At 68.7% G+C, this 19,949-nt stretch carries 22 protein-coding genes; 21 read left to right on the top strand and 1 reads right to left on the bottom strand.

Translation table 11 applies throughout. The annotated features are described in order from the left end of the window. Positions 1 to 9: 9 nt before the first annotated feature. The 12 genes from MZV50_RS26040 to trmB all read left to right on the top strand — a co-directional run bounded on the left by MZV50_RS26040 (position 10) and on the right by trmB (position 10,253). Entirely contained in the window at positions 10 to 648 is a 639-nt protein-coding gene (locus MZV50_RS26040) for a DUF1131 family protein (protein WP_252632257.1), read from the top strand. A 5-nt stretch (positions 649 to 653) separates the two neighbouring features. Next, a complete protein-coding gene (tsaB, locus tag MZV50_RS26035) occupies positions 654 to 1,301 on the top strand; it encodes a tRNA (adenosine(37)-N6)-threonylcarbamoyltransferase complex dimerization subunit type 1 TsaB (protein ID WP_252632256.1) in 648 nt (215 codons plus the stop codon). Further along, on the top strand, positions 1,298 to 1,750 hold the full coding sequence (locus MZV50_RS26030; RefSeq protein ID WP_252632255.1) for a GNAT family N-acetyltransferase: 453 nt from the start codon (positions 1,298 to 1,300) through the stop codon (positions 1,748 to 1,750). The genes tsaB and MZV50_RS26030 overlap by 4 nt, the downstream gene beginning before the upstream one ends. A gap of 45 nt (positions 1,751 to 1,795) precedes the next feature. Beyond that, positions 1,796 to 2,203 (top strand): Fur family transcriptional regulator, encoded by a 408-nt coding sequence (locus tag MZV50_RS26025; protein WP_252632254.1) that lies wholly within the window; start codon positions 1,796 to 1,798, stop codon positions 2,201 to 2,203. A 165-nt stretch (positions 2,204 to 2,368) separates the two neighbouring features. Then, positions 2,369 to 3,715 carry a tRNA (N6-isopentenyl adenosine(37)-C2)-methylthiotransferase MiaB gene (gene miaB, locus MZV50_RS26020; protein WP_252632253.1) on the top strand — a complete coding sequence of 449 codons (1,347 nt, stop codon included), beginning with the start codon at positions 2,369 to 2,371 and terminating at the stop codon, positions 3,713 to 3,715. Beyond that, positions 3,712 to 4,656: a PhoH family protein gene (locus tag MZV50_RS26015; protein WP_252632252.1), complete on the top strand. Its 945-nt coding sequence runs from the start codon at positions 3,712 to 3,714 to the stop codon at positions 4,654 to 4,656. Before miaB ends, MZV50_RS26015 begins: the two co-directional genes overlap by 4 nt. 17 nt (positions 4,657 to 4,673) lie before the next feature. Then, positions 4,674 to 5,141 carry an rRNA maturation RNase YbeY gene (ybeY, locus tag MZV50_RS26010; RefSeq protein WP_252635315.1) on the top strand — a complete coding sequence of 156 codons (468 nt, stop codon included), beginning with the start codon at positions 4,674 to 4,676 and terminating at the stop codon, positions 5,139 to 5,141. An 8-nt stretch (positions 5,142 to 5,149) separates the two neighbouring features. Beyond that, positions 5,150 to 6,070: a transporter associated domain-containing protein gene (locus MZV50_RS26005; protein WP_252632250.1), complete on the top strand. Its 921-nt coding sequence runs from the start codon at positions 5,150 to 5,152 to the stop codon at positions 6,068 to 6,070. After that, complete coding sequence (gene lnt / locus MZV50_RS26000) at positions 6,067 to 7,626, top strand: apolipoprotein N-acyltransferase (RefSeq protein ID WP_252632249.1); 1,560 nt, start codon at positions 6,067 to 6,069, stop codon at positions 7,624 to 7,626. Before MZV50_RS26005 ends, lnt begins: the two co-directional genes overlap by 4 nt. A 61-nt stretch (positions 7,627 to 7,687) precedes the next feature. After that, complete coding sequence (locus tag MZV50_RS25995) at positions 7,688 to 8,116, top strand: helix-turn-helix domain-containing protein (RefSeq protein WP_252632248.1); 429 nt, start codon at positions 7,688 to 7,690, stop codon at positions 8,114 to 8,116. Positions 8,117 to 8,257: 141 nt separating this feature from the next. After that, a complete protein-coding gene (metK, locus tag MZV50_RS25990) occupies positions 8,258 to 9,481 on the top strand; it encodes a methionine adenosyltransferase (protein ID WP_252632246.1) in 1,224 nt (407 codons plus the stop codon). 91 nt (positions 9,482 to 9,572) lie between these two features. Continuing rightward, entirely contained in the window at positions 9,573 to 10,253 is a 681-nt protein-coding gene (gene trmB, locus MZV50_RS25985; RefSeq protein ID WP_252632245.1) for a tRNA (guanosine(46)-N7)-methyltransferase TrmB, read from the top strand. Positions 10,254 to 10,305: 52 nt separating this feature from the next. Here the strand turns inward: trmB and ppa are convergent, their stop codons facing one another. Then, on the bottom strand, positions 10,306 to 10,839 hold the full coding sequence (ppa, locus tag MZV50_RS25980) for an inorganic diphosphatase (RefSeq protein ID WP_252632243.1): 534 nt from the start codon (positions 10,837 to 10,839) through the stop codon (positions 10,306 to 10,308). A gap of 253 nt (positions 10,840 to 11,092) precedes the next feature. On the opposite strand from ppa, the gene rimP reads away from it, so the two are divergent. The 9 genes from rimP (at position 11,093) to MZV50_RS25935 (ending at position 19,860) form a co-directional block, all read left to right on the top strand. Further along, positions 11,093 to 11,668, top strand: a complete 576-nt coding sequence (gene rimP / locus MZV50_RS25975; RefSeq protein ID WP_252632242.1) for a ribosome maturation factor RimP — start codon at positions 11,093 to 11,095, stop codon at positions 11,666 to 11,668. 2 nt (positions 11,669 to 11,670) lie between these two features. Beyond that, positions 11,671 to 13,356: a transcription termination factor NusA gene (gene nusA / locus MZV50_RS25970; RefSeq protein WP_252632240.1), complete on the top strand. Its 1,686-nt coding sequence runs from the start codon at positions 11,671 to 11,673 to the stop codon at positions 13,354 to 13,356. An 85-nt stretch (positions 13,357 to 13,441) separates the two neighbouring features. Beyond that, positions 13,442 to 14,092: an RNA-binding protein gene (locus MZV50_RS25965; RefSeq protein ID WP_252632239.1), complete on the top strand. Its 651-nt coding sequence runs from the start codon at positions 13,442 to 13,444 to the stop codon at positions 14,090 to 14,092. 200 nt (positions 14,093 to 14,292) lie between these two features. Then, on the top strand, positions 14,293 to 17,352 hold the full coding sequence (infB, locus tag MZV50_RS25960) for a translation initiation factor IF-2 (protein ID WP_252632237.1): 3,060 nt from the start codon (positions 14,293 to 14,295) through the stop codon (positions 17,350 to 17,352). 117 nt (positions 17,353 to 17,469) lie between these two features. After that, positions 17,470 to 17,985 (top strand): DUF2939 domain-containing protein, encoded by a 516-nt coding sequence (locus MZV50_RS25955; protein WP_252632236.1) that lies wholly within the window; start codon positions 17,470 to 17,472, stop codon positions 17,983 to 17,985. Beyond that, the gene (locus MZV50_RS25950; protein ID WP_252632235.1) at positions 17,982 to 18,584 is read left to right on the top strand and encodes a hypothetical protein; all 603 of its coding nucleotides are present in this window, start codon (positions 17,982 to 17,984) and stop codon (positions 18,582 to 18,584) included. The genes MZV50_RS25955 and MZV50_RS25950 overlap by 4 nt, the downstream gene beginning before the upstream one ends. A gap of 76 nt (positions 18,585 to 18,660) precedes the next feature. Beyond that, entirely contained in the window at positions 18,661 to 18,798 is a 138-nt protein-coding gene (locus tag MZV50_RS25945) for a hypothetical protein (RefSeq protein WP_252632234.1), read from the top strand. A gap of 29 nt (positions 18,799 to 18,827) precedes the next feature. Further along, the gene (locus tag MZV50_RS25940; RefSeq protein WP_252632232.1) at positions 18,828 to 19,016 is read left to right on the top strand and encodes a YciI family protein; all 189 of its coding nucleotides are present in this window, start codon (positions 18,828 to 18,830) and stop codon (positions 19,014 to 19,016) included. A gap of 55 nt (positions 19,017 to 19,071) precedes the next feature. Continuing rightward, a complete protein-coding gene (locus tag MZV50_RS25935; RefSeq protein ID WP_252632231.1) occupies positions 19,072 to 19,860 on the top strand; it encodes a dienelactone hydrolase family protein in 789 nt (262 codons plus the stop codon). The last annotated feature ends 89 nt before the right edge of the window (positions 19,861 to 19,949 follow it).

Genomic DNA, 19,949 nt, shown 5'->3' with positions numbered 1-19,949 from the left:
AACCTGTCCATGACCCTCCGCCACACCCTCCTCGCCCTGCCGCTCGTGCTGCTGGCCGCCTGCGGGCCCGCCAAGAAGGACGAGACCGCCACGCCGGTCGCGCCCGCCGGGGCCAAGCCGCCCGTCACCGTCGCCATCGTCCCCTATGCCGGCGGCCCGCTGAAGGTGACCAAGGACGGCGTCGGCCCGATCAGCGCCGCGACAGCCTTCGACCTGGCGACGTTCAAGGCCCTGTTCCCCAAGGCCAAGGTCGAGCAGGCCTTCCTGCACTTCTCGCAAGGTCCCGCCCAGCCGATCATCAATATCGAGCAGGACGACGTTCCGCTGGCCGAGATCGGCAAGACCGATGAGGGCGAGATCGCCTATGTCCGCGTCGCCGCCGGCGATGCGCGCGGCCCCCAGGACGAGAAGCTGCTGGCCAAGTGGGCCGACCTGGGCTTCACCGTCGACCAGTGTCGCGCCGGCGAGGGCCGCGAGATCAACGCCGTGGTCTGCGTGCGGCCCGAGGCCCCGACCGTCTCCTACGTGTTCGGCGTCCCTGGCTGGACGCAGGGCGGCGTGCCGCCGGAAGCGACCCTGAAGGGCAAGGCCCAGCTGAACGAACTGATCTGGCGTCCCGCCGAGGGCGCGAACGTCGGTTCGGCCTGAGACCCATGATCCTGTCGATCGACACCTGCCTCGGCGCCAGTTCGGTCGCCGTGCTGGACGGCGAGCGCGTGCTGGCCGCCCGGAGCGAGCCCATGACGCGCGGCCACCAGGAGCGGATCGGGATCATCGCGCGCGAGGCCGCCGCCGAGGCGGGCGTGGCCTTCGCCGATCTCTCGCGGATCGGCGTCACGGTCGGACCGGGCTCGTTCACCGGCCTGCGTGTGGGCCTGGCCTTCGCCAAGGGCCTGGCCACGGCGCTGTCGATCCCCTGCGTCGGCGTCAACACGCTGGAGAGCCTGGCGTCCGGCCACAAGGGCTTCGTCGCCGCCGTCATCGATGCGCGGATGAGCCAGATCTATATCCAGGTCTTCGCCGACGGCGTCTCGCTGATGGCCCCTGACGCCTTGGGCCTGGGCGAGGCCGCCGCGCGGCTGGCCGAGCTCTATTCGGGCGGCCCGGCGACCCTGGTCGGTTCGGGCGCGCCACTGCTGGCCGACGCGCTGAGCGGCGCGGCCGTTCTGACCCCCGCCGCGCCCGACCCGGTCGCGGTCGCGCGGTTGGCCGCGGCCAAGCCGGCGCCGGCCCATTCGCCTCGTCCGCTCTATCTACGCGCGCCCTACGCGACCTTGCCTTCCAGCGAGCCCGCCGCATGAACCTGCGTCCCGTCGGCTCCGAAGCCTCGTTCGATCTCGCGGATATCCACGACAGGGCCTTCGACCGGCCCTGGACGGCGCTGGAGTTCGACGCGCTGCTGAAGTCCCCCGGCGCCTTCGCGATCCTGGGCGAGGCGGGCGAGCCAGCCGAGGCCAAGGGCTTCGTCCTGTGCCGCTCGATCGCCGGCGAGGCCGAGATCCTGACCATCGCCGTCGACCCCGCCGCCCGCCGGCGCGGCTGGGGCGCGGCCCTGGTGGAAATCGCCGCCGGGATCGCCGCCGAAACCGGTTCCGAGTCCCTGTTCCTGGAGGTCGCCGTCGACAATCTCGCGGCCGTCGGGCTCTACCAGGCGACTGGTTTCGCCAAGGTGGGCCTGCGAAAAGGCTATTATCCCCATCCGGATGGAGCCAAGGACGCGCTTGTCATGCGGCGGGCGCTTAACACTTAAGAGACGACCGCCTATCTTGCCGGCGACTCAGACGGAGGTTCCGCCGTGGATCGACTCGAAAAGGCCTGTATCGAAAAAGGCATGCGCATGACGGACCAGCGCCGCGTGATCGCGCGCGTGCTGTCGTCGGCCGAGGACCATCCCGACGTCGAGGAGCTGCACCGCCGCGCCCACGCCATCGATCCGCACATCTCGATCGCCACGGTCTACCGCACCGTCCGCCTGTTCGAGGAAAGCGGCATCATCGAGCGCCACGACTTCCGCGACGGCCGTTCGCGCTATGAAGAGACGCCCGACCATCACCACGACCACCTGATCGACATGAAGTCCGGCAAGGTCGTCGAGTTCGTGGACGAGGAGATCGAAGCCCTGCAGCACGCCATCGCCCGCAAGCTGGGCTACAAGCTGGTGGACCACCGGCTGGAACTCTACGGGATGCCGCTGGAGGAGTAGGGGCGGTTACTTGCCCCCACCTGACCGCTGCGCGGTCGTCCTCCCCCGGAGGGGGTGGAAGGTGGCCTTCTTCCCCCTCCGAGGGAGGAGCGCGAAGCGCGGAGGGGGCGAGTGTGACCTTCGCGACCTTGCACACGGGCCCTCTCGACCCCATAACCTCGCCGGATGAGCGAGACCCCGCAAAAGCGCCTCTTTATCAAGACCTACGGCTGTCAGATGAACGTCTATGACAGCGAGCGCATGGCCGATGTCCTGCGTCCGCTAGGCTATGGCGTGGTCGACGATCCCGAGGGCGCGGACCTGGTGGTGCTGAACACCTGCCACATCCGCGAGAAGGCCACCGAGAAGGTCTATTCCGAGCTCGGCTACATCAAGCAGATGAAGGACCGTAAGGCCGACGCCGGCGGTCGCATGACCATCGCCGTGGCCGGCTGCGTCGCCCAGGCCGAGGGCAAGGAGATCATGCATCGCCAGAAGGCGGTCGATCTGGTCGTCGGTCCGCAGGCCTATCACCAGTTGCCTGAGCTGATCGCCCGCGCTCACCGCGCGACCGGCGAGCGCCTGGCCGCCGACTTCGCCGCCGACGAGAAGTTCGACGCCCTGCCGGCCGAGCGCCACGTGACCGGGGTCACCGCGTTCCTGACCGTGCAGGAAGGCTGCGACAAGTTCTGCACTTTCTGCGTGGTGCCCTATACGCGCGGCGGCGAGTGGTCGCGGCCGGTCAACGACATCGTCGAGGAAGCCAAGCAACTGGCCGGCAAGGGCGTGCGCGAAGTCACGCTGCTGGGCCAGAACGTCAACGCCTATGACGGCGACGGCCAGACCCTGGCCAAGCTGGTGCGCCAGCTGGCCAAGATCGATGGCCTGGACCGCATCCGCTACACGACCAGCCATCCGCGCGACATGGGCGAGGATCTGATCGCGGCCCACGGCGAGCTGCCGGAGCTTATGCCCTACCTCCACCTGCCGGTGCAGGCAGGGTCGGACAAGATCCTCAAGGCCATGAACCGCGACCACACGGCCGAGAGCTATGTGAAGCTGATCGAGAAGATCCGCGCGGCGCGGCCGGACATCGCCATGAGCGGCGACTTCATCGTCGGCTTCCCCGGCGAGCGCGATGGCGACTTCGACAGGACGCTCGAGCTGGTCCGCGAGGTCGGCTTCGCCAGCGCCTTCTCGTTCAAATATTCGCGGCGTCCGGGCACCCCCGCCTCGGCCATGCCCGGCCAGGTCGACGAGGCGGTCAAGGCCGAGCGCCTGGAGCGCCTGAACCAACTGCTGGACGAGCAACAACGCGCCTTCAACGCCAGCCAGGTCGGCAAGACGTTGCCGGTGCTGTTCGAGAAGGCCGGCCGCCACCCTGGCCAGATCGTGGGTCGCAGCCCATATCTGCAGGCCGTCCATGCCGAGGGCGGGGAGCATCTGATCGGGAAGATCGTTCCCGTGCGTATTGAGAGCGCCGCCAAGATGAGCCTGGCGGGCGTGCTCGAACCCATTCTGGAGACCGCTTGAGCCGCACCCCTGAGTTCCTGCCGCTGTCCGATGACGCGGTCCACGCCGTCTCCGGTCCGTCCGGCCGTCACGCCGCGCTGATCGAGGACGCCTTCAAGGTGCTGATCGAGACGCCGGGCGGCGGCGTCACCATCACCGGCGACGCGCGCGGCCGCACCAACGCCAAGCGCGCCCTCAACGCCCTGGCCGCCCGTGCCGACGCCGGCGAGGAGGTCGTCGAGGCCGACGTGCGGATCGCCATCGGCGGCGCCCACGAGACCGGCGGCCAGGCCTCGCCCCGCGCCGTGCGCAAGGGCAGCGTCTCGCCCAAGACCAAGGGTCAGGCGCGCTACATGGAGGCGATGGCCACCCATCCCTTGAGCTTCGGCCTGGGACCGGCCGGCACCGGCAAGACCTTCCTGGCCGTGGCCCACGGCGCCGGCATGCTGCTGCGCGGCGAGGTTGATCGTCTGATCGTCACCCGCCCCGCCGTCGAGGCCGGCGAGAAGCTGGGCTTCCTGCCGGGTGACCTGAACGAGAAGGTCGACCCCTACATGGCCCCGGTCTGGGAGGCCCTGACCGACATCATGGGCGCCGACCAGCTGCGCCGCCGCCGCGAGAAGCTGGAGATCGAGGTCGCCCCGATCGCCTTCATGCGTGGCCGCACCCTGGCGCACGCCTTCGTCATCGTCGACGAGGCCCAGAACTGCTCGCGCCTGCAGATGAAGATGGTCCTGACCCGGATCGGCGAGGGTTCCCGCATGGTCGTCACCGGCGACCCGACCCAGGTCGACCTGCTGAACCCGCGTGACTCGGGCCTGGCCCACGCGGTCTCGATCCTGGAAGGGGTCGAGGGCGTGGCCGTGTCTCGCTTCACCTCGGCCGACGTCGTGCGCCATCCGCTCGTCGAACGCATCGTCAAGGCCTATGACGCGGACGCGGCGCAGAGTACTCCGCGCTGATGACCATTACCGTAGACATCGAGATCGAGGACGAGGCCTGGACCGCGGCGGCCGAGGACGCCGAGGCCCTGGTCTGGCGCGCGGCCCAGGCCGTGCTGGACGCCCATGAGGACATCGAGGGGCAGGGGATCGTGATCCTCCTGACCGACGACGACAGCGTCCAGGCCCTGAACCGCGACTTCCGCCAGAAGGACTACGCGACCAACGTCCTGTCCTTTCCCTCGCCTCGGAATCCCGAAGCCAACCCCGAAGGCCAGATCGGCGACATCGCCCTGGCCTATGGCGTCTGCGCGCGCGAGGCGGCCGAACAGGGCAAGCCTCTGAGCCACCACCTGCAACATCTGGTGGCGCACGGCGTGCTTCATCTCCTAGGATACGACCACGAGGGCGACGACGAGGCGGAAGCCATGGAGGCGCTCGAACGCGAAATCCTGGCGGGCCTGGACGTTCCCGACCCATACGCCGGTGATCAAGAGGGGCGCTGAACAGGGCCATGCCCAGCGACGAGCCTAGTCAACAGCCCGCCGTTCCGGTCCGAAGAAGCCGGGGCGTGCGGGCGTTCCTTCGACGCATGCGCCGACAGCTGACCGGCGGCGAGCCCGCGCGGCCGCCCGAGCCGCCGCCCGCGACCGGCGCGGTCGACATCGTCGACCAGGCCGAGGCCTTCCAGACCCTGCGGGTCGCCGACGTGATGACCCCGCGCGCCGACATCGTGGCCGTCGAACTTTCCGCGCCGTTCGAGGCGGTGGTCGCCCAGTTCACCGAGGCCGAGCATTCGCGGATGCCGATCTATCGCGAGACGCTCGACGATCCCGTGGGTGTCGTCCACGTCAAGGACGTCTTCCGCCTGCTGTCCGACGAGGCCAAGCGGCCGGCGCAGGGCGACGCGGTGCTGAACAAACTGCGCCGCGACGCCTTGTACGTGCCAGCCTCGATGAAGGCCGCCGATCTCTTGCTGCGCATGCGCACCAGCCGGATCCACATGGCCCTGGTCATCGACGAGTTCGGCGGCACGGACGGCCTGGTCTCGATGGAAGACCTGATCGAGGCGGTCGTCGGCGAGATCGACGACGAGCATGACGACGCGGCGGCGGCGGCGATCGTGGCCCGCCCCGGCGGGGTCTTCGAGGCCGACGCCCGGGCCCCGCTGGAGGAGCTGGAAGCGGTTCTCGGACGCGAACTGGCGCCCTCCGACATGGAAGAGGACATCGACACGGTCGCTGGCCTTGTCGTGGCCCTGGCCGGGCGCGTGCCGCAGCGCGGCGAGGTCATCGCCCATCCCGACGGCTACGAGTTCGAGGTGGTCGAGGCCGATCCGCGCCGGGTGCGCCGGGTGCGCGTGCGCGGCGGCCCATCGCCGGCGATCGCCGAACCCGCCGCCGGGGACACCTCAAGGACCGTCGGGGCCTCGTGACCGCCTGGACCCGTTTTCGTGAGAAGGCCTGGAGCGGGCCGCTGCTGGCCTTGGTCGCTGGTATCGCGGCCGCCCTGACCCACCCGCCGTTCGGCGTGCTGCCGGGCCTCCTGGGCTATGCCGGCCTACTTTTCCTGTTGGACGACGCGAACCCTGAAAGACCGCTGCGCTCGGCCTTCTGGCGCGGCTGGCTGGCCGGCCTGGGCTATTTTGGGCTCGGCACCTGGTGGATCGGCGAGGCCTTCATGGTCGACGCGGCCAATCAGGGCTGGATGGCGCCGTTCGCCGTGGCGGCCATGGCCGCGGGCTTGGCGCTGTTCTGGGGAATGGCGGGGCTGCTCTACCGGCTGGTCCGACCGAGAACGGCCTGGCGGGTTCTGACCTTCGCCGGCGCCTTGGCGGCGCTGGAGTGGACGCGCGGCCACGTGCTGACCGGCTTTCCCTGGAATCTGCCGGGCGAGACCTGGCGGGCGGGCTCTTGGCCCTCGCAGGCCGCCGCCCTGGTCGGCGCCTATGGCCTGACCTGGATCACCCTGGCCATCGCCGGGGCGCCGGCGGTCTGGCGGGAAGGCAAGGGCGGCCGGATCGCCCTGGGCGCGGCCTGCGCGGCCCTGGCGGCCCTGTACGGCTACGGCGCGGTGGTCCAGTCGCGACCGCTGGCCAAGGGGCCGCCGACCACCGTGCGCATCGTCCAGGCCGACATCCAGCAGGACGCCAAGTGGGACGCCACCCGGTTCGCCCAGATCGTCCAGGCCTACGTCTCGCTGACCGCCAGACCCTATGCCGACAAGCCGACCGACCTGGTCATCTGGCCCGAGGGGGCCCTGCCGGCGGCGATCAACGACTATCTCGCGCCCGGAACCTGGGTGCGCCAGGCGATCCTCGACAGCGTCCGACCCGGCCAGACCCTGCTGATAGGCGGCTATCGCTACGAGGGGCCGATCCAGGCGCCGGTGTACTACAACAGCCTGATCGCCCTGAAGCGGACCGCGACCGATCTCGAGCTGGTCGGGATCTACGACAAGCACCGGCTGGTGCCGTTCGGCGAGTATCTGCCGGCGGAAAAGTTCCTGACCGCGATCGGCTTCAAGAGCCTGGCGCACCTGGGCGACGGCTTCGCCACCGGTCCGCGCCCCGCGCCGCTGAAGGTCGCGCCCGACCTGCTGACCCAGCCGCTGATCTGCTACGAGAGCCTGTTTCCGGGGCTGGCCCGGCGCGACCCGAATGTCCGGGTGCTGATCAATGTCTCGAACGACGCCTGGTTCGGCGTCACCTCGGGGCCGCTGCAGCACCTGAACCTGGCCAGCTATCGCGCCATCGAAAGCGCCAAGCCGATCCTGCGCGCCACGCCCACCGGTGTCAGCGCTGTCATTGATGCGCGTGGTCGAGTGGTCGACGGAGCGCGGTTGGATTTAGGAAAAACTGGAGTGATCGACGCCGCTATACCAGGAATGGGTGAGGTTACACCCTTCGACGACTTCGGTGACCTGGCGTTTTTCGTGCTTCTATTGATATCTGCGGTTGCGTCAGCTCGCCCGCTGGCAGGTAAAACCTAATCCTCTATTGCGCGCTTGAAAGACTTGGGCTGAATTAAAACCGCAATTTCAGCTATCAAGCGTGGGCATGAGCGAGTCGTCGGACGCTGAGCGTCACCCCAATCCCATCGACCTGCATGTCGGCGCCCGGATCCGCATGCGACGCAAGATCCTGGGCGTCAGCCAGGAACGGCTGGCCGAGGACCTGGGCCTGACGTTCCAGCAGATCCAGAAATACGAGCGCGGGGCCAACCGGGTCAGCGCCAGCAAGCTCTATGAGATCGCCAGGAGCCTGCAGTCGTCGGTGGCCTATTTCTTCGAAGGGCTGGCCGACACCACCCACGAGGGCGTGGCCGAGGGCGGCGAGCCGTTCGTCCACGATTTCCTGATGACCTCAGAAGGGCTGGAGCTGGCGGCGCTGTTCCCCAAGATCACTCGGTCCAAGGTCCGTCGTCGGATCCTGGAGCTGGTCCGCTCGATGGCCGAGGAAGAGGCGGCCGAGGGCGAATAGGGCGCCTTCGACCGCGCTGAAAGCGCTCGCAGGTTCTCTCGTCTTGCTCGCATAAACATATCTTTATATGGTCTCGGTCTAACTGGACGCCGAAGCGGGCGCATGCTCGTCCGCGCGCATCCTCAAGGCCGGAGCTGTCTCTTGAACCGTTCGTCCTACATCTTCACCAGCGAGAGCGTCTCCGAAGGCCATCCCGACAAGGTCGCCGACCGCATCAGCGACACCGTCGTCGACGCCTTCCTGTCGGTCGACCCCGAGGCGCGCGTCGCCTGCGAGACCCTGGTCACGACCAACCGCGTCGTGCTGGCCGGCGAGGTCCGCGCGGGCAAGCCGGACGGCGACAAGAAGGCCAACAAGCAGCTGACCAAGGACATCATCGCCTCGCTGGAGCCCAAGGTTCGCGCGGCGATCAAGGACATCGGCTACGAGCAGAAGGGCTTCCACTGGCAGAAGGCGAAGTACTCCAACTTCCTGCACGGCCAGTCGGCGCACATCGCCCAGGGCGTGGACGCCACCGACAAGAAAGACGAGGGCGCCGGCGACCAGGGCATCATGTTCGGCTACGCCAGCACCGAGACGCCGGAGCTGATGCCGGCCACCCTGCAGTACAGCCACAACGTCCTGAAGCGCCTGGCCGAGCTGCGCCACTCGGGCGAGCTGTCCGAGCTGGAGCCCGACGCCAAGAGCCAGGTGACCCTGGAATACGACGGTAACGGCCGCCCGGTCCGCGTCGTCTCGATCGTCGTGTCGCACCAGCACAAGAAGAAGATCGACGGCAAGGCCGCGACCTCCAAGCGCGTGCTGGACCTGATCAAGCCGCACATCCTGCCGGTGTTCCCGGACGGCCTGATCACCAAGAAGACCCAGTGGCTGGTCAATCCGACCGGCCGCTTCGAGATCGGCGGTCCTGACGGCGACGCCGGCGTGACCGGCCGCAAGATCATCGTCGACACCTACGGCGGCGCCTCGCCGCATGGCGGCGGCGCGTTCTCGGGCAAGGATCCGACCAAGGTCGACCGCTCGGCCGCCTATGCCTGCCGCTACCTGGCCAAGAACGTCGTGGCCGCCGGCCTGGCCGACCGCTGCACCATCCAGATCGCCTACGCCATCGGCGTGGCCCAGCCGGTGTCGTTCCACGTCGACCTGCACCGCACGGGCAAGGTCGACCCGGCCGTGCTGGAGAAGATCCTGCCGCAGCTGATCGGCGGCGCCACCCCGCGCGCCATCCGCGAGCACCTGCAGCTGAACCGCCCGATCTACGCCCGCACCGCCGCCTACGGCCACTTCGGCCGCACGCCGGACAACGAGGGCGGCTTCTCGTGGGAAAAGACCGACCTGGTCAGCGAACTGAAGGGTCTGGCGTAACCGCCTCATTCCAAAACTGCGAAGCGGGCTCCGATCCTTGCGGGTCGGAGCCCGTTTTCATTTCGCGCCCGGAGCTTTAAGACCCGCGCCCATGACCAACCCGCAACAACCCCATGGGCCCCTGCGCTCGTTCGGCCGTCTGAAGTCGCGCCCGGTGAAGCCGCGCCAGCAGGCCCTGCTCGACACCCTGCTGCCCGAGATCGCCGTGCCCCAGGGCCCGTTCCAGCCCCTGGACCTGATGCCGGAGGCCAAGGCCGTGTGGCTGGAGATCGGCTTCGGCGGCGGCGAGCACATGGCCGCCCAGGCGGGTCGCCGTCCCGAAACCCTGGTGATCGGGGCCGAGCCGTTCGTCAACGGCGTGGCCAGCGCCGTGCGTCACGTCGAGGAGCAGGCCCTGAAGAACGTCCGCATCCACGAAGGCGACGCCCGCGACGTCGTCGACTGGCTGCCCGACGCCTGCCTGGACCGGGTGTTCATCATGTTCCCGGATCCCTGGCACAAGGCGCGTCACAACAAGCGCCGGCTGATCCAGCCGGAGTTCGTCACCCGGCTGGCCCGCGTGATGAAGCCCGGCGCGGCCCTGCGCTTCGCCACCGACTGGGCCGACTACGCCGAATGGACGGCCGAGCGTGTGCTGGCCGATCCGAACTTCCGCTTCGCCGACGAGACGGCCGACCGCAACGCGATCCCGGCCGACCACGTCACCACGCGCTATGAGGAAAAGAAGCTGGGCGACTGCGCCCCGGTGTTCCTAGACTTCGTCAGGGCCTGAGGAAACGGGCGCCCGATACCAGAAGGGCCGGCGTTTCCGCCGGCCCTCGAACTCAGTACGTCTCGTTGTAGCGCTTGATCGCCGTGCGGATGATGTCGGCGGTCTCCTCGATGTCGGCCCAGCCGCTGATCTTGGTCGACTTGCCCTTTTCCAGGTCCTTGTAGTGCTGGAAGAAGTGGGCGATCTGCTCGGTCAGGATGGTCGGCAGGTCGCGCCAGCTGGAGACGCCCGTGTAGAACGGGTGCAGCTTGTCGACCGGCACCGCCAGGATCTTTTCGTCCGAGCCGGCCTCGTCGACCATCATCAGGGTGCCGATCGGGCGGCAGCGGATGATCGCGCCGGGCACCACCGGGGTCGGACCCACGACCATGATGTCGGCCGGATCGCCGTCATCGGCCAGGGTGTGCGGGATGAAGCCGTAGTTGGCCGGGTAGAACATGGCCGTGTGCAGGAAGCGATCGACCATCAGGGCGCCGCTGTCCTTGTCGATCTCGTACTTCACCGGCTCGCCGCCCTGCGGGATCTCGATGATGGCGTTCAGATCGTAAGGCGGGTTGGCGCCGGTCGGGATCTTTGAGAGGTCCATTGTGACTCTTCGTCTTATGAGGTCCGCGGGGAGGCGGCCTGCGCGGGCTGGCTTATAGGCTAGAATTGCCAAGGCGCGGAAGTCGGACTCGGGAGATTTCCCGAGATCGAGTCGACAACCGGGGTCTGTTCGCCTATAAACCATCTCACATCGTCCGTTAGCGCTAGATGGCGCTTTCGAGCGGCGGCCCAAAAGGCTGCCGCTTTTTGTTTGGGCGCCGTTCTTGTTCAGCAGGGCCGGCCGGAGAGTTTGAGTGCGCGGTAAGACGCAGGAAGACCGAGACCTGATCGAGATGCTCGATCCCGTCGCCGAGACCCTCGGCTACGAGATCGTCCGCCTGCGCCTGATGGGCGGGGCCGAGCAGCGTCGCCTCCAGATCATGGCCGAGCATCCGCTGCAGGAAGACGGCAGCGGCGGCGACATGAATGTCGAGGACTGCGCGCGCCTGTCGCGCGGCGTTTCCGAGATCCTGGACGCCGCCGATCCGATCACCGGCGAATACACGCTGGAGGTTTCCAGCCCCGGCATCGACCGTCCGCTGACCCGCCTGAAGGACTTCGAGGACTATGCCGGCCTGGAAGCCCGCATCGAGCTCGACCGCGTGGCCGAGGGCCGCAAGCGCTTCAAGGGCGAGCTGGCCGGCGTCGAGGACGACCAGGTGGGCCTGAATATCGAGGGCGAGGACGACGTCACCGTCTACTTCCCCTTCGCCTGGATCATCGACGCCAAGCTCGTCATGACCGACACCCTGATGGAGCGGGGCGCGAAACAGCGCGCCGCCCGCATCAAATCCGACAACGAAGACCTGTCCGAAAGTGAAGAGGACTGACCATGGCCATCGGTATCGCCGCCAACCGGCTCGAACTGCTGCAGATCGCCGACGCCGTCGCGCGTGAAAAAGGCATCGAGAAGGAAGTCGTCATCGAGGCCATCGAGGACGCTCTGCAGAAGGCCGCCCGCGCCCGCTACGGCGCCGAGCACGACATCCGCGTCAAGATCGACCCGCGCACGGGCGAAACGACGCAGAAGCGCGTGATCGAGGTCGTCGCCGACGACGCCGAGCTGGAAGGCGAGATCGGCAAGATGCAGCTGTCGATCGCCAAGCGCGCCTGGCGCGCCGCCGAGATCGGCAAGGTCTACGAAGAGGCCCTGCCGCCGTTCGAGATCGGCCGCGTCCAGACCCAGATGGCCCGCCAGGTCGTCATGCATAAGGTCCGCGAAGCCGAGCGCGAGCGTCAGTTCGACGAGTACAAGGATCGCGTCGGCGAGATCGTCAACGGCAGCGTCAAGCGCGTCGAATACGGCAACGTCATCGTCGACCTGGGCCGTGGCGAGGGCATCATGCGCCGCGATCAGTCGATCCCGCGCGAGAACTTCAACGTCGGCGACCGCATCCGCGCCTACATCTACGACGTCCGTCGCGAGACCAAGGGCCCGCAGATCATGCTGAGCCGCGCCCACGGCGGCTTCATGGCCAAGCTGTTCGCCCAGGAAGTGCCGGAAGTCTACGACGGCGTCATCGAGATCCGCGCCGTGGCCCGCGACCCGGGCTCGCGCGCCAAGATGGCCGTCATCTCCAACGACAGCTCGATCGATCCCGTCGGCGCCTGCGTCGGTATGCGTGGTTCGCGCGTGCAGGCCGTCGTGGCCGAGCTGCAGGGCGAGAAGATCGACATCATCCAGTGGTCGGAAGATGAAGCCACCTTCATCGTCAACGCCCTGGCCCCCGCCGAAGTCTCCAAGGTCGTCATGGACGAGGAAGACGAGCGCGTCGAAGTCGTGGTTCCGGACGAGCAGCTGTCGCTGGCCATCGGCCGCCGCGGCCAGAACGTCCGCCTGGCCTCGCAGCTGACCGGCTGGCAGATCGACATCATGACCGAAAGCCAGGAGAGCGAGCGCCGTCAGCGCGAGTTCACCGAGCGCACGGCCCTGTTCCAGGAAGCCCTGGACGTCGACGAGGTCATCGCTCAGCTGCTGGTCACCGAAGGCTTCGCCGCCGTGGAAGACGTGGCCTTTGTCGAGCCGCACGAGATCGCTTCGATCGAGGGCTTCGACGAGGAAACCGCCGAAGAACTGCAGGCCCGGGCCCGCGAGTTCCTCGACAAGGAAGCCGCCGCCCTGGACGCCAAGCGTGTCGAGCTGGGCGTGCAGGACGAGGTCCTGGGCGTCGAGGGCGTGACCCTAGCCATGGCCGTCGCCCTGGGCGAAGGCGACGTGAAGACCGTCGAGGATCTGGCCGGTCTGGTGCCCGACGACATGCGCGGCTGGTTCGAGACCAAGAACGGCGAGCGCGTGCGCGAGCCGGGTATCCTGGAAAGCTTCAACCTGTCGCCGGAAGACGCCGAGGCCCTGATCATGCGCGCCCGCATCGTCATGGGCTGGGTCGAGGCGCCGCCGGAGCCGGAATACGAGCCGGAACCCGAATACGAGGCCGAAGCCGAATACGAGGGTGACGAGGGCGAAGCCGTCGTCGAAGCCCCCGCCGGCGAGGAAGCCGCCTCGGAAGAAGAAGCCTAAGGGCCTCTGACGTCGTGCGTGACGGCCTCGCGGAGCGATCCGCGGGGCCGTTCGTTCGACCAGACCCCTTCATGCCGCAGAGTTGATGACCGAAGCCGCCCCACCCAAGACCCACGCCGAAGCCAACCGTCTGCGCAAGGACATCGTCCTGGGCGAGGCGACCGACGAGGCGCGTCTGATCCGCTTCGTGGCGGGGCCGGACGGGTCGGTGGTTCCGGACCTGGCCCGCAAGCTGCCGGGGCGGGGGATCTGGGTCGGCGCCGATCGGGCTTCGATCGCGACGGCCGCCAAGAAGGGCCTGTTCTCGCGGGCGGCCAAGACCAAGCTGACCGTCGCGCCGGACCTGGCCGACCAGGTCGAATTGCTGCTGGCGCGGCGTATCCTGGACAGCCTGGGCCTTGCACGGAAGGCCGGGAACATTATCTCGGGATACGAGAAGGTGGTCGCCGCCCTGGGTACGGGTCAGGTCGCCTGGCTGATCGAGGCGTCCGACGGCGCCGAGGATGGTCGCCGCAAGATCTTATCCGCCGCCCGCAAGGCCCCGACAGCGCCCCGTTTGCTGGGTGCGTTCAATTCGGACGAATTGGGTTTGGCCTTGGGCGGGGAGAATGTGATACACACCGCTCTCCTCGCCGGGCGCGGCATCGATCGCTGGACACAGGATGTCGAGCGTTTGTCAGGCTTCCGCCCGCTTTCGCCTCCCGAATGGTCGGCGAACGGACGTGAGGAAAGCTAGAGCTTTTGCATCTCACCGGGGCACTCCGGTGGAATGGAAAAGCTCTAGAATCTTTGAGGTCGGGCGCGGCTATTCGGGTCGCGCTCGTGAGTGAAGGGTCGGGAAACGCGCTTCCTGCTGGGAGTACGTCCAGGCCCCTTTCTCACATGGAAACACGGTTTTTTAGCCAGGTACCGCCTGGCGGAAGTACAAGCGAGCGCATGAGCGACGAGAACGAAAACGGCCGACCCGGCGGACGAGCCCCGATCACCCTGAAGCCCCGTCAAGGCTCGGTGAGCGCCGGGGTCGTGAAGCAGAGCTTCAGCCACGGCCGGACCAAGACGGTGGTGGTTGAAACCAAGCGGACGCGCCCGCATGCGCCCGCGACCGGCAATCTGGCCGCGCCGTCCTCGGCCGAGCGTCGTCACGACGCCCCGGCGCCCCGTCCGTCGCAGCCGCAAGGCGGCGCGCCGACGGGTGGCGGCGGTGGTTCGGCCGGCGGTCTCTCGCAGGAAGAACTGCGCGCCCGCCAGCGCGTTGTCGACGCCGCTCGCGAAGCCCAGGCGCGTCAGCAGGCCGACCAGGCCGCGGCCGAGTCTCGCGCCCGCGCCGCCCAGGAAGCCGCTCAACGCGAGGCGGCCGCGAAGGCCGCCGCCGAACGCGCCGCCGCGGCGCCGGCTCCGGTCGCTCAAGCGCCGGTCGCCCAAACCCCCGTCGCTACGGCGCCGGCCGCGCCCGCCGCGCCGGTGACCCCGCCTCCGGAGGCGCCGCGTCCCGTGGCTCAGGCTCCGGTCGCGCCTCAGGCGCCGCGCCAGGACGCCCCGCGTCAGGACTCGCGTCCGCCGTCCGCCGGCCAGACCCGCACCTACGAGCCCAGCCGCGACCGCCGCGACGATCGTCCCAGCACGACGACCTATCGCCCGGCCCCGCAGGGTGATCGTCCGTTCAACCAGCGTTCGCCGCGTCCCGACGCCGGCGCCAATTTCGGCCAGCGCGCGCCGCGTCCGGAAGGCGACCGCCCGCGCGGTCCGCGTCCCGACGGCGATCGTCCGCAGGGCGACCGCGGCGGCTATCGTGGCGACCGTCCACAGGGGGATCGTCCGCAAGGCGACCGTCCGCAGCAGACCGTCCGCTATTCGGCCCTGGCGCCGCGTCCGGCCCCCGGCGGCCCGCGTGGTCCTGGCGGTCCGCCGCGCGGTCCGCGTCCCGGCGTTCCGGCCTCGGCGCCGGCTACGCCCGAGATCCAGCGCGCCATGCGTTCGGCGCCGCGTCCCGGTGGTGAAGTCAGCCGTCGTCCGGACGAGGATGACGATCGCCGCAAGGCCGCCAACGCCCCCAACAAGGCCGTGTCGCGCGTCAAGGGCGCGCCGCAACGCCGCGAGGGGCGCCTGACCATCCAGGCCGTGGCCGGCGACGGAGATTCCGCCGACCGCATGCGCTCGCTCGCCTCGGTCCGCCGGGCGCGTGAACGCGAAAAGGAAAAGCGCCGCGGCGGCGTGGCCGAACAGGCCCGTGTCGCGCGTGAAGTGGTCATTCCCGACGTCATCACCGTGCAGGAACTGTCCAACCGGATGGCCGTGCGCGGCGTCGACATCATCAAGTTCCTGATGCGTCAGGGCGTGATGCTGAAGATCAACGACGTCATCGACAACGACACCGCCGAGCTGGTGGCCACCGAATTCGGCCACACCGTCAAGCGCGTGTCGGAAGCGGACGTCGAAGAAGGCTTCATCGGCGCCGAGGACATCGACGATCACATGGAGCCGCGACCCCCGGTCGTGACGATCATGGGTCACGTCGACCATGGCAAGACCAGCCTGCTCGACGCCCTGCGCTCCACCGACGTGGCGGCCGGTGAACATGGCGGCATTACTCAGCACATCGGCGCCTATCAGGTTCGCCTGAAGGACGGCCAGCGCGTGACGTTCCTCGACACGCCCGGCCACGCCGCGTTCTCGTCGATGCGCGCCCGTGGCGCCAACATCACCGACATCGTGGTGCTGGTGGTGGCCGGCGACGACGGCGTGATGCCCCAGACGATCGAGGCGATCAAACACGCCAAGGCCGCCGAGGTGCCGATCATCGTCGCCGTCAACAAGATGGATAAGCCCGGCTCGGACTCGACCCGCGTGGTCAACGAGCTGCTGCAGCACGAGATCGTCGTCGAAAGCCTGGGTGGCGACACCCAGCTGATCGAGGTCTCGGCCAAGGCCCGCACCGGCCTGGACGACCTGCTGGAAGCCATCCTGCTGCAGGCCGAAGTGCTGGACCTGAAGGCCAACCCCGACCGCACGGCCGACGGCGTGGTGATCGAGGCCAAGCTGGACAAGGGTCGCGGCGCCGTCTCGACGGTGCTGGTCAACCGCGGCACGCTGAAGCGCGGCGACATCGTCGTGGCCGGCAGCCAGTGGGGCAAGGTCCGCGCGCTTCTCAACGAGCGCAACGAACAGCTGACCGAAGCCGGTCCGGCCACACCGGTCGAGATCCTCGGTCTGGACGGCGTGCCCTCGCCGGGCGACGCCATCGCCGTGGTCGAGAGCGAAGCCCGCGCCCGCGAGCTGACCGAGTACCGCATCCGCCTGAAGCGCGAGAAGACGTTGGCCCCGGTGGGCGCCGGCGCTTCGATGGCCGACATGATGGCCAAGCTGCAGGACAAGAAGCTGAAAGAACTGCCGCTGGTCATCAAGGCCGACGTGCAGGGTTCGGCCGAGGCGATCATCGGTTCGCTGGACAAGATGGCCACCGACGAGGTCCGCGCGCGGATCATCCTGTCGGGCGCCGGCGCGATCAGCGAAAGCGACGTCATGCTGGCCAAGGGCGCCGGCGCGCCGGTCATCGGCTTCAACGTCCGGGCCTCGGCCCAGGCGCGAGCCCTGGCCGAGCGCGAAGGGGTCGAGATCCGCTACTACGCGATCATCTACGACCTGCTGGACGACATCAAAGGCGTGCTCTCGGGCATGCTGGCCCCGATCCAGCGCGAAACCTTCCTCGGCAACGCCGAGGTCCTGCAGGCCTTCGACATCTCGAAGATCGGCAAGGTCGCCGGCTGTAAGGTCACCGAGGGCGTGGTCCGCAAGGGCGCCAAGGTCCGGATCGTCCGTCAGGACATCGTGGTCCTGGAACTGGGCACCCTGCAGACCCTCAAGCGCTTCAAGGACGAGGTCAACGAAGTCCCCGTCGGCCAGGAATGCGGCATGCTGTTCGCCGGCTTCCAGGACATCAAGGTCGGCGACGTGATCGAGTGCTTCACCGTCGAGGAGATCAAGCGCCAGCTCGACTAAGGGCTGACCGCGAGATCGGAAAGTTGAAGGGCGCGGATCGCAAGGTCCGCGCCCTTTGTCTTTGGGCGTTACACGGCCAGACTGGAAATCGCCCCAATCCGGCGCTACGGATTTGGCATGCGCATCAAGGCTCTCCTCGCTCTGACCGCCGTCGCCGCTTCGCTCAGCGCCTGCGCGACCGCGACCCGCTACGACGCCGCCGGCGACGTGCACGACCTGCTGGTCGCCATCCGCGACAACGACCGCGCTCGCTTCGACGCCCATGTCGATCGCCGGGCGCTGAAGGCCCAGATCGAGGCGCGGCTGATCGACGAGGCCCGCCAGCGCGGTGGCCAGAGCAACGGCGTCATGGCCCTGGCCGCCATCGCCGCCGGGCCGATCGCCGACGTGGCCGGCGAGGCGCTGATCCGGCCAGAGACCTTCCACGCGGCCGCCAATTACTACGGCTACACGCCCGACCGGCCGATCCCGGGACGGGTGGCGATCGCTAGCACCTTGCGTCCGGTCGGCGATGGTCGGGTCTGCGCGGCCAGGAGGGACGGGCCCTGCATGCTGACCTTCACCCAGGAAGGCTCGACCTGGCGCCTGTCAGGCTTCGATCCGCAAGCGGCGAACCTGCATTTCAAGCGATGAGAAAGGCCGCCTTCGGGGCCTTGGCCCTGGCTCTCCTGGCCGCGAGCGCCGGCTTGAACCTGCTGGCGACCTCCGCCGTTCGGGCCGAGACGCGGATGTTCTCGTATGACCCGATCTCGCCGGACGCCAAGCGGCTGACCGGCGCCGGGGTCACCATCCTGTTCAACCAGGGCATGCTGGGCGCGGGCCGGCCGATCAAGGTGCTGGCCACCGGCGTGCCGGCCGAGGCGCGCCTGATCGGCGGCCGCCAGAGCGACCTGGGCCCCGGCGGACTCGGGGCCATGCAGGGGGTCGACGCCGACGCCATGCTGTTCGAGGTCGACACCAAGGCGGCCCAGGGCAAGATCTATACGCGCGCCTTCTGTCCGGGCTCGACGCGCCTGTGGCTGTCGTTCAGCACCATCGTCATCCGTCGCGACCTGCGCATCCAGGCGTTCGGCGACGATCCCAAGGCCGCCAAGGAAGGTCCGGCCAAGGCGCGTCTGTGCGGCACGCTGGACTTCTCGTATCGCGGCGAATGGCGCTTGCCCAAGAACCGCGCGCCCGACCCGATGGTCGACTGGACCGACAGTCCCCAGCACCCCGACACCTCGAACTAGACGAATTTTTCGAGCTTCGGTGTCGCAACCGACCGTGCTCGCGCGTCCTAGAGATAGAGGCGACGGGAGACGCGCGATGCGGTTCATGGTGCTGCTGAAGGTCGAGGCCGAGGTCGGTCCGGAGCTGACCCGGGCCATGCGGGCCTATGACGCGGAGCTGGTCCGGGCCGGGTGGCCGACCGGACCAGGCTCTCCGCCCGCGGCGCGCGCGTGACGCCCGATGTCTCGGCGGAGGGTCGAACCGTGGCCGGCTTCTGGGTGTTCGACGTCGACTCGCGCGAGGACGCCGCCGCCTGGGTGCGCCGCTGCCCCGCCCCCGCCGATGGCTCGGCCGAAATCGAGATCCGTCTGCTGCTGGCGCCGGACGACCTGTCCGAGCGCCCCGATCGCGCGGCCAAGCGACCGGTGTGGGAGCGGGCCATGGCGTTCTGATCTCGCCAGCCGCGCGGCCTCGGTCTAGCCTCCCATGGGACCGAGGAGGGCGAGCATGTCGAACGGTGACGTTCTGGCGGGTTTCACGCGTTTCGAGTTCGACGATGGGCGCTGGACGCGGGAGGTGTTCCGCATCGGCTCGGGGCCGGCGGTGATCGTCATCCACGAGGTGCCGGGCCTGCATCCGGGCGTGCTGGCCTTCGCGCGCGACCTGGCCGACGCCGGCCTGACCGCCTTCTGCCCCAGCCTGTTCGGCCAGCCGGGCAAGCAGGTCGGACGCGGCTACGCGATCGGGGAGATCTTGAAGAATGTCTGCGTGCGCCGCGAGTTCGTCGCCCTGAAGGACGGCCGCTCCAGCCCGATCGTCGACTGGCTGCGGGCCCTGGCCCGCCAGGTCCACGCCGAGTGCGGCGGCAAGGGTGTCGGCGCGGTCGGCATGTGCTTCACCGGCGGCTTCGCCCTGGCGATGATGACCGAGCCGGCCGTGGTGGCGCCGGTGCTGTCCCAGCCCTCGCTGCCGCTGAACAAGCCGGGCGGCCTGGACTGCTCGGCCTCGGAGCTGGCCTGCGCCAAGAAGCGGTTCAAGGACGAGAACCTGTCGCTGCTGGCCCTGCGCTTCACCTCCGACAAGCTGGTGCCGAACGCCCGCATCGCCCGCCTGAAGGCCGAGTTCGGCGACAAGGTCGAGGTGGTCGAGCTGTCGGACTCGGACGCCGCCCCCGGCCAGCCGATGGCCCCGCACTCTGTGCTGACTCTGCACCTGCACCGCTCGGTCCCCGACAGCGGGTCGATGAGGGCGCGGGACAAGGTGATCGCGTTCTTTAAGGAGCGGGTGGGGGCTTGAGACCCTAAAAACCGTTTCCCCGGCGAAAGCCGGGCCCAGATTCAGCCCGAGCGGTTTGGGATGATCCGAATAGCGTTACAGCCACCCGC

The sequence above is a fragment of the Caulobacter segnis genome (assembly GCF_023935105.1).
Lineage (GTDB): Bacteria > Pseudomonadota > Alphaproteobacteria > Caulobacterales > Caulobacteraceae > Caulobacter > Caulobacter segnis_B.
The sequence above is the reverse complement of the archived record's forward strand: the minus strand, read 5'-3'. Positions and strand labels throughout refer to the sequence as shown.

Bases quoted from the DNA above. Each gene is read 5' to 3' on its own strand.
- MZV50_RS26030 (WP_252632255.1), top strand. From the start codon at position 1,298: ATGAACCTGCGTCCCGTCGGCTCCGAAGCCTCGTTCGATCTCGCGGAT.
- MZV50_RS25950 (WP_252632235.1), top strand. From the start codon at position 17,982: ATGAGAAAGGCCGCCTTCGGGGCCTTGGCCCTGGCTCTCCTGGCCGCG.
- MZV50_RS26040 (WP_252632257.1), top strand. From the start codon at position 10: ATGACCCTCCGCCACACCCTCCTCGCCCTGCCGCTCGTGCTGCTGGCC.
- trmB (WP_252632245.1), top strand. From the start codon at position 9,573: ATGACCAACCCGCAACAACCCCATGGGCCCCTGCGCTCGTTCGGCCGT.
- miaB (WP_252632253.1), top strand. From the start codon at position 2,369: ATGAGCGAGACCCCGCAAAAGCGCCTCTTTATCAAGACCTACGGCTGT.
- ppa (WP_252632243.1), bottom strand. From the start codon at position 10,839: ATGGACCTCTCAAAGATCCCGACCGGCGCCAACCCGCCTTACGATCTG.
- MZV50_RS26005 (WP_252632250.1), top strand. From the start codon at position 5,150: ATGCCCAGCGACGAGCCTAGTCAACAGCCCGCCGTTCCGGTCCGAAGA.
- nusA (WP_252632240.1), top strand. From the start codon at position 11,671: ATGGCCATCGGTATCGCCGCCAACCGGCTCGAACTGCTGCAGATCGCC.
- infB (WP_252632237.1), top strand. From the start codon at position 14,293: ATGAGCGACGAGAACGAAAACGGCCGACCCGGCGGACGAGCCCCGATC.
- MZV50_RS25935 (WP_252632231.1), top strand. From the start codon at position 19,072: ATGTCGAACGGTGACGTTCTGGCGGGTTTCACGCGTTTCGAGTTCGAC.
- MZV50_RS25945 (WP_252632234.1), top strand. From the start codon at position 18,661: ATGCGGTTCATGGTGCTGCTGAAGGTCGAGGCCGAGGTCGGTCCGGAG.
- tsaB (WP_252632256.1), top strand. From the start codon at position 654: ATGATCCTGTCGATCGACACCTGCCTCGGCGCCAGTTCGGTCGCCGTG.
- MZV50_RS25955 (WP_252632236.1), top strand. From the start codon at position 17,470: ATGCGCATCAAGGCTCTCCTCGCTCTGACCGCCGTCGCCGCTTCGCTC.
- MZV50_RS25965 (WP_252632239.1), top strand. From the start codon at position 13,442: ATGACCGAAGCCGCCCCACCCAAGACCCACGCCGAAGCCAACCGTCTG.